The sequence below is a fragment of the Roseovarius sp. genome (assembly GCF_965228755.1).
Classification (GTDB): Bacteria; Pseudomonadota; Alphaproteobacteria; order Rhodobacterales; family Rhodobacteraceae; genus Roseovarius.
On sequence record NZ_CBDDIG010000007.1, the window covers coordinates 1 to 11,783 of the forward strand.

The 11,783-nt window shown below is 67.7% G+C and carries 14 protein-coding genes; 8 read left to right on the forward strand and 6 right to left on the reverse strand.

The window, feature by feature from the left end:
- Nucleotides 1-60: 60 nt before the first annotated feature.
- Nucleotides 61-930: a DMT family transporter gene (locus ACO07J_RS13520; protein ID WP_422029817.1), complete on the reverse strand. Its 870-nt coding sequence runs from the start codon at nucleotides 928-930 to the stop codon at nucleotides 61-63.
- Between the two features lie 10 nt (nucleotides 931-940).
- Nucleotides 941-1,618: a tRNA (5-methylaminomethyl-2-thiouridine)(34)-methyltransferase MnmD gene (mnmD, locus tag ACO07J_RS13525; RefSeq protein WP_422029819.1), complete on the reverse strand. Its 678-nt coding sequence runs from the start codon at nucleotides 1,616-1,618 to the stop codon at nucleotides 941-943.
- Nucleotides 1,619-1,702: 84 nt separating this feature from the next.
- On the opposite strand from mnmD, the gene ACO07J_RS13530 reads away from it, so the two are divergent.
- The 5 genes from ACO07J_RS13530 (at nucleotide 1,703) to ACO07J_RS13550 (ending at nucleotide 5,784) form a co-directional block, all read left to right on the forward strand.
- Nucleotides 1,703-2,740, forward strand: a complete 1,038-nt coding sequence (locus ACO07J_RS13530) for an NAD(P)/FAD-dependent oxidoreductase (RefSeq protein ID WP_422029821.1) — start codon at nucleotides 1,703-1,705, stop codon at nucleotides 2,738-2,740.
- Between the two features lie 11 nt (nucleotides 2,741-2,751).
- Nucleotides 2,752-3,348 (forward strand): thermonuclease family protein, encoded by a 597-nt coding sequence (locus ACO07J_RS13535; RefSeq protein ID WP_422029823.1) that lies wholly within the window; start codon nucleotides 2,752-2,754, stop codon nucleotides 3,346-3,348.
- 100 nt (nucleotides 3,349-3,448) lie between these two features.
- Complete coding sequence (locus ACO07J_RS13540) at nucleotides 3,449-4,114, forward strand: helix-turn-helix domain-containing protein (RefSeq protein WP_422029825.1); 666 nt, start codon at nucleotides 3,449-3,451, stop codon at nucleotides 4,112-4,114.
- Nucleotides 4,111-4,596, forward strand: coding sequence for a hypothetical protein (locus ACO07J_RS13545; RefSeq protein WP_422029827.1), 486 nt, complete (start codon nucleotides 4,111-4,113; stop codon nucleotides 4,594-4,596). The genes ACO07J_RS13540 and ACO07J_RS13545 overlap by 4 nt, the downstream gene beginning before the upstream one ends.
- A 57-nt stretch (nucleotides 4,597-4,653) precedes the next feature.
- Nucleotides 4,654-5,784: an iron-containing alcohol dehydrogenase gene (locus tag ACO07J_RS13550; RefSeq protein ID WP_422029829.1), complete on the forward strand. Its 1,131-nt coding sequence runs from the start codon at nucleotides 4,654-4,656 to the stop codon at nucleotides 5,782-5,784.
- Nucleotides 5,785-5,790: 6 nt separating this feature from the next.
- Here ACO07J_RS13550 and ACO07J_RS13555 read toward each other — a convergent pair whose 3' ends face one another.
- Nucleotides 5,791-6,582, reverse strand: a complete 792-nt coding sequence (locus ACO07J_RS13555; RefSeq protein ID WP_422029831.1) for an FAS1-like dehydratase domain-containing protein — start codon at nucleotides 6,580-6,582, stop codon at nucleotides 5,791-5,793.
- Between the two features lie 46 nt (nucleotides 6,583-6,628).
- Here ACO07J_RS13555 and ACO07J_RS13560 point away from each other — a divergent pair, with 46 nt between their 5' ends.
- A complete protein-coding gene (locus ACO07J_RS13560; RefSeq protein ID WP_422029833.1) occupies nucleotides 6,629-7,027 on the forward strand; it encodes a VOC family protein in 399 nt (132 codons plus the stop codon).
- On the opposite strand, the gene amrA is transcribed toward ACO07J_RS13560, so the two are convergent.
- Complete coding sequence (gene amrA, locus ACO07J_RS13565; protein ID WP_422029835.1) at nucleotides 7,018-8,355, reverse strand: AmmeMemoRadiSam system protein A; 1,338 nt, start codon at nucleotides 8,353-8,355, stop codon at nucleotides 7,018-7,020. The genes ACO07J_RS13560 and amrA overlap by 10 nt on opposite strands.
- A gap of 96 nt (nucleotides 8,356-8,451) precedes the next feature.
- On the opposite strand from amrA, the gene amrS reads away from it, so the two are divergent.
- Nucleotides 8,452-9,519 (forward strand): AmmeMemoRadiSam system radical SAM enzyme, encoded by a 1,068-nt coding sequence (amrS, locus tag ACO07J_RS13570; protein WP_422029837.1) that lies wholly within the window; start codon nucleotides 8,452-8,454, stop codon nucleotides 9,517-9,519.
- On the opposite strand, the gene ACO07J_RS13575 is transcribed toward amrS, so the two are convergent.
- Together ACO07J_RS13575 and ACO07J_RS13580 are read right to left on the reverse strand one after the other, a co-directional pair.
- A complete protein-coding gene (locus tag ACO07J_RS13575; RefSeq protein WP_422029839.1) occupies nucleotides 9,516-10,055 on the reverse strand; it encodes an NADPH-dependent FMN reductase in 540 nt (179 codons plus the stop codon). The two genes, amrS and ACO07J_RS13575, sit on opposite strands and share 4 nt — an antisense overlap.
- A 177-nt stretch (nucleotides 10,056-10,232) precedes the next feature.
- Nucleotides 10,233-11,138, reverse strand: coding sequence for a LysR family transcriptional regulator (locus ACO07J_RS13580; protein ID WP_422029841.1), 906 nt, complete (start codon nucleotides 11,136-11,138; stop codon nucleotides 10,233-10,235).
- A 193-nt stretch (nucleotides 11,139-11,331) separates the two neighbouring features.
- Here ACO07J_RS13580 and ACO07J_RS13585 point away from each other — a divergent pair, with 193 nt between their 5' ends.
- Nucleotides 11,332-11,775, forward strand: a complete 444-nt coding sequence (locus ACO07J_RS13585) for a DUF4399 domain-containing protein (RefSeq protein WP_422029843.1) — start codon at nucleotides 11,332-11,334, stop codon at nucleotides 11,773-11,775.
- Nucleotides 11,776-11,783: the final 8 nt, after the last annotated feature.

Here is an 11,783-nt window from a genome sequence, read left to right on the forward strand (position 1 = left end):
ATGGCGCCGCGCTGAGCTCCGGCTGGTTCTGCCAGGGGCGGTTCGCCTGAGCGCGGGGCGTCAGGCCTTGGAGCGGCGCTCGCGCCAGAGGGTGAAGAGCCCCGCCGCCACGATCAGCGCCGTGCCGAGGGCCACGTTCATGCGCACCGATTCGTTGAACACGAGGATGCCGAGGATGCTGGCGAAGACGAGCTGGAGATAGGCGAAGGGCTGGACCGCGCTGGCCTCGGCCAGTTCGTAGCACTTGATCAGCGTGTAATGCCCCAGCGCCCCGGTGATGCAGAGCAGGATCATCCAGGTCCAGTCGGGGCCCGTCATCGGTTCCCAGAACCAGGCGCCGACGGCGGTCATCGCGACCATGCCGACCGTGCCGGTCCAGAAGAAGCTGGTGGCGGCGCTGTCGCGCAGGCCGACATAGCGGGTGAGCAGGCCGTAAAGGGCGAACATCAGCGCGGCGATGAGGGGGACGACCGCCTCGGGCTGGAAGACGCCGAAGCCGGGTTCGAGGATGATCAGGATGCCCAGGAACCCGACGCCGATGGCGACCCAGCGGCGCCAGCCCACGCGTTCGCCCAGCACCGGGCCGGAGAGCGCCGCGATCAGCAGCGGGTAGCAGGCGAAGACCGCGTGGCTTTCGACCAGCCCCAGAAGGGTGAAGCCGAAGACCATGACGCAGATCTCGGCCACCAGCAGCAGCGCCCGGAAGCCCTGCACCCAGGGCACCGCGCTGGCCGCCGCCGCGCGCAGGCCGCCGGCCTTGCGGCTGGCCACGGAAATGACGAAGGCCGCGAAGAACCAGTAGCGGATCATCACCACCATGTAGACGTTGTATTCCGCCGCGAGGTGGCGCGAGAGCCCGTCCTGGGCCGCGAAGATAAAGGTCGTTGCGACCATGAACAGGATGCCGGCGCGGGTGTTCTGTTCGCTCATGGAGGGGCTTTCAGGATGCGGGTTTCACGGCACGGGTCATGTGCCTTTTCCGGCCATAGCCGGGAATGCGGGTGACTTCAAACCCTGCGGATTGCAGTCCGCGGCGGACGAAGCCGGCGGCGGTGTAGGTGGCCGCGGTGCCGCCGGGGGAGGTGTGGGCGAAGACCTGTTGCATCAGCGGTTCCTCCCACAGCTCGGGGTTCCGGGCCGGGGAGAAGCCGTCGAGGAACCATGCGTCGGCGGTGCGCTGCCAGTGGGGGAGCGTGGTGCGGGCATCGCCGGTGACGAGGCGAAAATCGAGGTCTGCCAGGGTGATGTATTCGGCGCCCCAATGCGGGGCGAGATCGGCGGCGAGGGGGGCGAGCTCGGGGAAGGCGCCCTGGGCGCGGCGCATCTCCTCGGGGGTGATCGGGAAGGCCTCGAAGCTGGTGTAGCGCAGCATCCCCTCCTGCCCGCTGGCGCGCCAGGCCTGAAGGGTGGCCAGCAGGTTGAGGCCGGTGCCGAAGCCCAGTTCGGCCACGTGGAAGCCGAAGCGGAAGCGGTCGGGCAGGTCGTTGCCGGAAAGGAAGACGTGGCGGGTTTCCTCCAGCCCGTTCTCGAGGCTGAAATACGGGTCGTCGAAGCGCGTCGAGACCGGCACGTCGTCGCGCCAGTCGAGCGGTGTGGAGGGCTCCGGTGGCGAGGTCACGGGCGTCCTTTCATGGCCCGGGCGGATATACAGCGGTTGGCGCCCGTGCGATACTTGGGGCGACACTGCAAAGGAGCGGCGGAAATGGCAAGGCCGGACGTCACGGTGATGGGCGCGGGCATCTTCGGGCTGTCGATCGCGTGGGCCTGTGCGAAGGCCGGCGCGCAGGTGCAGGTGATCGACCCGCACGGGCCGGGGGCGGGCGCCTCGGGAGGCGTGGTGGGGGCGCTGGCGCCGCATGTGCCGGAGAACTGGAACGACAAGAAGGCGTTCCAGCTGGAGAGCCTGCTGATGGCCGGGGCGTTCTGGGCGGATGTGGCGAAAACCTCGGGGATTTCGCCGGGGTATGGCCGGTTGGGGCGGTTGCAGCCGATCGCGGATGAGCGCGGGCTGGAGATGGCACGGGCGCGGGAGGAGACGGCGCGGGAAGTGTGGGGCGATGCCGCGGTGTGGGAGGTGATCGCGCCGCCCGGGGACAGCTGGGCGCCGGTGTCGCCCACGGGCTACGTGATCCGCGATACGCTGTCGGCGCGGATGCATCCGCGGCGGGCCTGCCAGGCGCTGGCGGCGGCGCTGCATGCGCGCGGCGCGTGGCTGGTGAAGGAGGGGGTGGCCGGGGGAAAGGTGGTGCATGCCACGGGGGTGGCCGGGCTGGAGGAGCTGTCGCGCGAGACGGGGCGCGCCGTGGGCAACGGGGTGAAGGGGCAGGGCGCGCTTTTGCATTTTGCCGCGCCGCATGCGCCGCAATTGTTCGCCGACGGGATTCACATCGTGCCGCACGAGGACGGGACGACGGCGATCGGGTCGACCTCGGAACGGGAGTATGACGATCCGGTGTCGACGGACGAGAAGCTGGACGAGGTGATCGAGCGGGCGATGCGGGCGGTGCCTGTGCTGCATGGCGCACGGGTGGTGGAGCGGTGGGCCGGGCTGCGGCCGCGGGCGAAGTCGCGGGCGCCGATGCTGGGGGCGCATCCGTTGAGGCCGGGGGAGTTCATTGCCAACGGGGGGTTCAAGATCGGCTTCGGGATGGCGCCGAAAGTGGCGGAGGTGATGGCGGCGCTTATATTGGACGGGAAGGACGGGATCCCGGAGGGGTTCCGTCCGGAGGCATCGCTTTGAAGGAGCGTCGCATGTTCCGTTCCCGCGTTATCTGTCTTGGCCTTGCGCTTGCGCTGCCCGGTGCCGGGATGGCGCAGGGGAGCGGGCCGACGGTCTGGGCGGCGGTGTCGGGCGACGCGGTGAGGCTGGATGGCGAGACCTACCGGCTGAGCGGTGTGAGCTGCCCCGATCCGGAGACCGAGGCGGGCCGCGCGGCGAAGGCGCTGCTGAACACCTTCCTGCGGGGCGGGTATATCGAATGCCGGGTGGAGGGCGATCGGGCGAGTTGCAGCAAGGAAGGCCGTGATTTTGCCACCGGGCTGATCCGCAGCGGCTATTGCGAGGGCACGGGCGAGGCGCCGGTGCCGGAGGGCGAGGACGTGCTGGCCCGGGATTTGCGGCCCGGATACGGGGCGGCCGAGGCGCGCGAGGGTGAGTGCGATCCGGGGCGGGCGTCGGGGCGGTTCGTGGCGCAGTCGCAGGCCTTTGCCTGCGATGCGGGCGCGCCCTACAGCACCTGCGACGGGGTGACGGGCAAGCGGCAGTTCGGGCAGCATGTGGCCGGGTCGGACAATTTCAGGGCGACGGGGGAGACTCTGCCGTCCTTCCGGCCGGGCGGGTGTGACTGACGCTGTCCGGCGCGAGGGGTCGAGAAAATAGATCTGGACAGGAGAAATGTTCCTGTGTGACATTAATTGTCATGTGATTCCAGATTCGGGCAGGACACCCATGGACAGACCAGACGCGTCAGACGCGAATACCCAGATCGGCGCCTGCATCAAGGCGGGGCGGACGGCGGAGAAGCTGACCCTGTCGGCACTGGCGGAGAAATGCGGGCTGACCGAGAGTTTCCTGTCGAAGCTCGAGAGGGGCGTCGCCTCGGCTTCGATCGCCAACCTGCTGCAGATCTGTGCCGCGCTGAATATCGAGATCGGCTCGCTGTTCGACGGGCTGGGCGTGGCACCGGCGCGGACGCGGGTGTCGGTTCACCGGCGGTCCGACAATTTCGCCTTCATCCCCTCGACCGGCTATTCGTGGAAGCGGGTCGGCGGCGGGAGCCCGAAGGACGAGATGGAGGTGTTCCACCTCGTCCTGCCCGAGACGGACAGGATGGAGGCCTATGTCTCGCATCCGGGGCAGGAGCATTGCTTCGTCATCAGTGGCGAGGTGCTGTTCGAGGTGGGCGAGGAAAGCTTTCACCTTTCCACCGGCGACAGCATCTTCATCGACTCGCAGCAGCCGCACCGGGCCCGCAGCGCGGGCGGGGCGGACGCGCAGATCCTGATGACCGTGGCGGCCGCCGACGTCTCGCGCGTGGAGTTCGACTGGTGGCGCCCCTCAAGCGCCGCCTTGCAGGAAAGACCACAAAGCTCATCCAACGGGAGGACATCATGAGCAAGACCATTCCTGATACGGCCGAGAACAACGCCAAGCTGCAGGTCAGCAGGGAGGCATCTCGGAAAGACCACCAGCCCTATATCGTGCGCAACCTGAACGACCTTGAATGGGAGACCATCCGCTGGCCGGGAGAGACGGGCAAAATGGCGTTCCACCCGGAGCCGGAGAACCCGACGAACCCCAATGCCGGTATCCTGCGGCTGGAGCCCGGCGCCTATCACCCGGAGCATTACCATGGCTTCGCGCAGGTCTGGCATATCCTGACGGGGGAGTTCGAGATCGGCGGCGAGATGTGCGGCGAGGGCAGCGTGATCTTCCATCCGGACCCGCATTACGAGGGCAAGTTCAAGACCGAGACGGGCGGCGATATCTTCATCGTGCAGTACCCCGGGCCGACCACGGGCGAGCGGCCGATCTATGCCGGGCGGTTCAACATGGAGAAACGCAACGCGGTTGAAGACGAACGGGTGGATGTGTGATCTGTTCCCTGCCCGCCAAGGCGGGCGGGGCAACTTATCGAGGACAGGCAGGCAAAGATGACAGTCGAGACGATTCAGTACCTTACGACGATCCGGTTTGGCGAGGGGGCCTCGGCCCTGCTGGCCGATGAGCTTGCGGGCCTGTCTTTGAGCCGGCCGCTGGTGATCAGTGACGCGCCGCTGGTCGAGATCGGGCTGGTGGACAGGGTCACCGGTTCGCTGGGGGCGGGGGTGCCGGTCTTCGACGGCACGCCGTCGAACCCCACGGAAAGCGCGGCGGAGGCCGCGGCGGAGATGTACCGGGAGCATGGTTGTGATTGCCTCGTGGCCGTGGGCGGGGGGTCGCCCATCGACCTGGCCAAGGCGGTGGCGCTTCGGGTGACGCATGAGGGGCCGCTTGCCGGATATGCCGCGATCGAGGGCGGGGTGGCGAAGATCACCGACCGCTGCGCGCCGGTGATTGCCGTGCCGACGACCGCCGGCACCGGCTCGGAAGTGGGGCGGGCCGCGTTGCTGACGGTGGCGGACGGGCGCAAGCTGGGGCTGCTGAGCCCCTACCTGATCCCGGTGCGGGCGCTGTGCGATCCGGAGCTGACCTACGGGTTGCCGCCCGGCCTGACCGCGGCGACGGGGATAGATGCGATCACCCATTGCATCGAGACCTTCCTCAGCCCGAAGTTCAACCCGGTTGCCGATGCCATCGCGCTTGACGGGCTGGTGCGCGGGTGGGGCCATATCCGGACGGCGGTGGCACAGCCCGGCGACAGGGCCGCGCGGCGGGAGATGATGATGTGTTCGCTGCAGGGGGCGCTGACCTTCCAGAAGGGGCTGGGCGCGGTGCATTCGCTGTCGCATCCGCTGGGGGCGGTCAAGTCGGTGAACCCGCATCACGGGACGCTGAACGCGATCCTGCTGCCGGAGGGTCTTAGGCATAACGAGGAGGCGGCGCGGGAGAAATACGCGCGGCTGCGGGATGCGCTGGGCCTGCCGGAGGGTGCCGATATCGGCGCGGAGGTTCAGGGGCTGACGGCGGAGATCGGGTTGCCGGCCACGCTGGGGGCGCTGGGGCTGCAGGAGGGGATCATCGACGGGATCGCCGAGGCGGCAATGCGCGACCATTCCACGCCCACCAACGCGCGGGAGATAACGGCAGAGGCGTTCCGGCAGATCCTGGTGGCGAGTTTCTGACGCGTTTCAGGCGGCGGTGCCGGTCAGGCATTGCCGCCCGTCGGGCCCGCGCACCCAGACCGTGCCATCGGATTTCCAGCAGATCTCTGCCGCCTCGAAATGCATCAGCGGCGCCGTGGCGCGGAAGGCGAAGCGGGTCAGGGTGCCGAGCTGGCGTTCGGCCAGCAGCATGGCGAGCTGGGCCAGCAGGGGGCCGTGGACGACGAGGCCGTCATAGCCTTCGACCTCGGTGGAATAGGGCAGGTCGTAATGGATCCGGTGGCCGTTGAAGGTGAGTGCCGAGTAGCGGAAGAGCATGGTGGCGTCGAAGCCGGCGGGCTCGGCCACATCCTCGTCGGTGGGGGCCTCGGGCGGGGTGGGTTTCGCGCCCGGCTTGGGGTCTTCGCGGTAGACGATGTCCTGCCATTCGGTGAGGCAAAGCCGGTCGTTCTGCCAGATTTCGTGCCGCATGGTGACGAAGCCCAGCGGGCCGGAGCGGCCGTCCTTGTGGGCGGTTTTCTCGACATGGGTGAGGCGTTGGGCGGGGGTTCCGGCGACCAGGGGCGACTCGAACTGCAACTGCCCGCCGGCCCACATGCGGCGGGGCAGGCCCATGTCGGGGATCACCCGGCCGACTTTGGGGTGCCCGTCGCGGCCCAGCTCGGCGGGGGGTTGGGGATCCCAGAAGTAGAGCTGGTGGAAGAAGGGCGGCAGCGGGTCGCCCGGTTCGATCTGTGGCTGGTGGCCGAGAGTGGCCTGCATCGCCCGGGCGCGGGCCGGGTCGATCATGTCGGTGAGGGTTTGCACGGGGTCGCTCATGCGGGCAAGCTAGGGGGGATTTCCGACCGCCACAACAGGGATGACCATGCCGCAGCTTTCCGCACTCGATCATCTTGTCCTGACGGTGCGGGACGTTGGGCGCACCTGTGATTTCTATCGCGAGGTGCTGGGGATGGAGGTGGTGAGTTTCCGCCCCGCCGATGGCACGGAGCGCAAGGCGCTGGCGTTCGGGGCACAGAAGATCAACCTGCACCAGGCGGGGGCGGAGTTCGAGCCGAAGGCGGAGAGGCCGCAGTCGGGCAGTGCGGACCTGTGTTTCCTGAGCGAGACGCCGGTGGCCGACTGGGTGGCGCATTTCGGGGCGCAGGGCGTGGAGGTGATCGAGGGGCCGGTGCGGCGGACGGGGGCGACGGGGCCGATCCTGTCGGTGTATATCCGTGATCCGGACGGTAACCTGATCGAGGTGTCGAACCGTCAGGGGTAGTCGGCCTCGGCGAAGCCTTCGGCGCAGAAGCGGCGGATATGGAGCGTGTCGCTCCAGTGGTCGCGGGGGAGGCCGGCCTTTTGCTTGAGAGCTGTCAGGAAATCCTGCGGTTCGGGCAGGCTGTCCCAGACCATTGGAAGGAAGACGCCCCGGCGGCCCTTGTCGGACAGGATGAGGCCGTCGCGGCCGGGGTGCAGGCGGGCGAGGAGGTCGGGCTCGTCCTTGACCGGCATCGGCTCGGAGGGGGAGAGGACGGCGATCTTGAGGGTGATGCGGTCGAGCTCTTCGGCGGTGACGGGCGGGAAGCGCGGGTCTTCGGTGGCGGATTTCTGGGTGTTCTCGATGACGTCGTCGATCAGCGGTTGATGCGCGGTGAGCGAGCCGATGCAGCCACGGAGTTGGCCGTCTTTCTGCAGGGTGACGAAGGCGGCGGCGTGGGTGCGGAGGGGCGCGGCGAAGCTGTCGGTGTCGACATGGGGCGGCTTGCCCCTGGTGATGCGGGAGGTGAGGGCCTGGCGCGCGGCTTTCAGGAGGGCGGCGCGGTGGTCGGGGAGGAGGATATCGTCGGTCACGCCGAAGAGCGCCCAGGCGCCGTAGCCGACGGTGCGGGTTTCGTCCTTTGTCACGGCGGCGCTGTTGGCCATGGCGAGGCGGAGGAGGCGGCTGCCCTGCCCGTGATCCGACAGCAGGTAGCCGCGGATGGCGGCGGCGCCGCAGGCATGGGCGCCGGTGAGGTCGCGGGGCTTGGCGGTTTCGATGAGCTTTGCGGTGGTGGCGTCGTGTTTGCGGGCGCCCTGGAGGGTGAGGAAATGGCTGAGATCGCTGGAGAGGACGAAGAGCGTGTCGCCCATCGCCGCCAGTGCGTCGATGGCCTGCGCCACCTGTTCATCCGGCGCGCGGCCGATGACCAATGGCACAACGGGCGTGCCGGAATGCACCTGGTGCTGGAAGGGGAGTTGCGTTTCGACGCCATGCTCGCGGTCATGGGCGGCGTTCTCGACATGGGCGAGGTCGCGGGAGATCAGCAGGTCGCGGGCGGCGGTGTCGAGGGGCACGTCGAAGCCGGGCATGGTGTAGCGGTCCTGCGAGGGCAGGGCGATGCCGGTGAAGGCGTGCTGGTGCGAGGGGGAGAGGATGGCGATGCGGGCCGGGCGGGCGGTTTCGGTGGCGCGCCATGCCATGCCGGCGAGACGGCCCGAGAAGGGGTAGCCGGCATGGGGGGAGATGATCGCTTTCGGCGGGGAGGCGGCGGGGGTGCCGTGGGCCAGGCAGTCGGCCACGGTGCGGGCCAACTCGTCCGCCTCGCCCGGGAAAAAGCGCCCGGCCACAGCCGAGTGTCGCGCCGTTATGTCTGACTGCCGGTTCATCTTGGCCCCTTTGAGACTTACATATGAACCGGACCGACGGAAGGAAAGACCAACCCCATGCACCCCGCGCGCCACTGGACCGAGGAAGAGGATGGCCGGCTGAAATGCACGCTCTGCCCGCGGTATTGCACCCTGCGGGAGGGGCAGCGCGGCATGTGTTTCGTGCGGATGCGCGAGGGGGACCGGATGGTGCTGGACACCTACGGGCGGTCGACGGGGTTTTGCATCGACCCGATCGAGAAGAAGCCGCTGAACCACTTCCTGCCCGGATCGCCGGTGCTGTCCTTCGGGACGGCGGGATGCAACCTGGCCTGCAAGTTCTGTCAGAACCACGAGATTTCGAAAAGCCGGGAGGTCGACAGCCTGGCGCATAGCGCCAGCCCGGAGGCGATTGCGAGGGTGGCGCGGGAGAAGGGCTGTGCCTCGGTCGCGTTCACCTACAATGACCCGGTGATCTTTCACGAGTACGCGCTCGATACCGCCGCGGCGTGCCGCGAGGCGGGGGTGCGCAGCGTGGCGGTGACCGCCGGCTACATCTGTGAAGAGCCGCGGGCGGAGTTCTTTCCGGCGATGGATGCGGCGAATATCGACCTGAAGGGGTTCTCGGAGGCGTTCTATCGCAAGCTGACCGGGGCCCATATCGGCCCGGTGCTGGAGGCGATCGAGTACGCGGTGCAGGAGACCGGATGCTGGGTGGAACTGACCACGCTGCTGATCCCCGGCGAGAATGACAGCCAGGCGGAGCTGGAGGAGATGTGCCAGTGGGTCGCCGAGCGCTGTGGGCCGGATGTGCCGGTGCATTTCACCGCCTTCCACCCCGATCACCGGATGCTGAGCCACCAGCGCACGCCGCTGGAAACGCTGCTCAGGGCGCGGCAGGTGGCGCAGGCGGCCGGGCTGCGGCATGTCTATATCGGCAACGTGCATCATGAGCCCGCGCAGTCGAGCTATTGCAGCGGGTGCGGGGAGAAGGTGATCGGGCGCGACTGGTACGAGCTGTCGGAATGGCGGCTGGATGATACCGGCCACTGCACGGCTTGCGGCACGGCGTTTCCGGGGGTGATCGAGGGGCCGCCGGGCCGCTGGGGGCGCCGGCGGGAGCCTGTGCTGATGCGCGAGGGTTAGGAGACGCGCTCGCGCAGGGCGGTCATCCGGGTGTTCAGCACCTTGAGATAGCGTTCGTTGAGCAGGCGGTCGTTCTCGTCGAACTCGTCACCGGCAGTGGCAACGCAGAGCGTCGGCCCCGGCAGCACGTCGGCCTGGTGCGGCACGAGGCAGTGCAGCACCATGTATTGCCCCGTCTCGCCGCCGGTGCGCCCGGCATTGGCCGACATCACCACCGTCGGCTTGTTCTTGAAGGCGCTGCCCGGGACGCGGCTGATCCAGTCGAGGGCGTTCTTGAGTACGCCGCTGATGCCCTTGTTGTACTCGGGCGAGGAGATCACCACCGCGTCGGCCGCCTTGATCTGCTCGACCAGGGCCTGAACGCTATCCGGCACGCCCTCGGCCTCTTCGAGGTCGCCGTCGTAGAGCGGCAGGTTCAGGTCGGCCTCGGTCACCTCGGCCGGGCCGAAGGCGCGGACGGCCTCGGCCAGGAGCTTGCGGTTGTAGGAACCCTTCCGAAGCGAGCCGGAAATGGTGAGAAGCTTGGGGTCGGCCATGAGGGTCTTTCCTTTAGGTGTCCTGTTGTCCCCCAATTTGCCATTCAGCGCACGGAAGGCAACCGGCAGGGGCGCACAATCCCTGTGTGACGGGGCGGCAGGCGGTAAGGAAAAAAGCCCCCGGATGCACGGGGCACCGGGGGCGAGGCTGTCAGGTGGGTAAAGTTGAAACCGGGCTTACCAGTCGGTCGGGCCCTTGTCGGCGAAGGCGTTGACCAGGAAATCGATGAAGGCGCGCACCTTGGGCTGGGTGAACCGGCCCGGCGGGTAGACCGCGTAGATGCCTTGCGTCTCGAAGGGCAGGTCGGGGATCACGTCGACGACCTGGCCGGATTTCATGGCGTTGGCGTAGAGGAAACTGGGCAGGTAGGCGATGCCGAGGCCGGAGATCGCGGCGTTCAAGAGCGACTGGCCGTCATTGACCGAGAGACCGCCGGCGGTGCGCACCTGCCGCTTTTCGCCCGAGGGGGCGGTCAGCTTCCAGACCGAGCCGTTCGACTGGCTGGAATAGTGCAGGAGCTTGTGTTCGTTCAGGTCGTCGATCTTGCCGGGGCGACCGTATTTTTCAAGATAGCCGGGGCTGGCGATCATCCGCTTGGTGGTTTCCGTCAGCTTGCGGGCGCGGAGCGTGCTGTCTTCCAGCTCGCCGATGCGGATGGCCATGTCGAAGCCTTCCGAGATCAGCTCGACATAGCGGTTGTTGAGCACCATGTTGACGGTGATGTCGGGGAATTCCTCGAGGAACTGGCCGAGCACCGGGCTCAGATGATTGACGCCGAAATCCGTGGCGACCGAGATGCGCAGAAGGCCCGAGGGGTCGGACTGCATCGAGCTGACCAGCGCGTCGGCCTCTCCGGCATCGTTAAGCACGCGCAGGGCGCGGTCGTAATAGGCCAGGCCGATTTCCGTGGGGCTGACACGCCGCGTTGTCCGGTTCAGGAGGCGGGCGCCGAGACGTGCCTCGAGCGACGAGACATGTTTCGATACGGCGGATTTCGAAATCCCCATCTTGCGCGCCGCGTCGGTGAACCCTCCCTGGTCCACGACGGTCGCGAAAGCCTCCATTTCGGTAAGGCGATCCATACTCGATACCTCTGTGCGTTTTTCCTTGAAGCCTTATCCGGGCGAAATCGGGCACAACTGCGGCACATGGCCGACAATATCTAGGTTTTCCTGAGCATCGTTCGTGACGGGGAAACAGGGAAACAGGCGTTTCCCGTCTGTGGAAATCGAACCGTCATGCTATGATGCCCGCACGGCAAGCAGGGAGGATTCGATGAAGGCTTGGATTTTGAGTGTCGGGATGGCGGTCGGGCTGGCAACGGCCCCCGCACTTGCCGGCGACACGCCGGCGCCCGAGGGGGCGGAGGTGTATTTCGTCAATATCGAGGACGGCGCGACCGTGGCGGCGCCGGTGACGGTGATCTTCGGGCTGAGCGGCATGGGCGTGGCCCCCGCGGGCACCGAGAAGGAGAATACCGGCCACCACCATATCCTTGTCGACCGGCCGCCCTTTGGCGACGGGCCGGAGGACGCGGAGATGTCGGAGAGCGGTCTTTACGCCGACGACAACCACGTGCATTTCGGGGGCGGGCAGACCGAGGTGACGCTGGAGCTGGCGCCGGGCGAGCATACGCTGCAACTGGTTCTGGGGGACCAGAACCACGTGCCGCATGACCCGCCCGTGACCTCGGAGCAGATCACGATCACGGTCGAATAGGCCGCCCG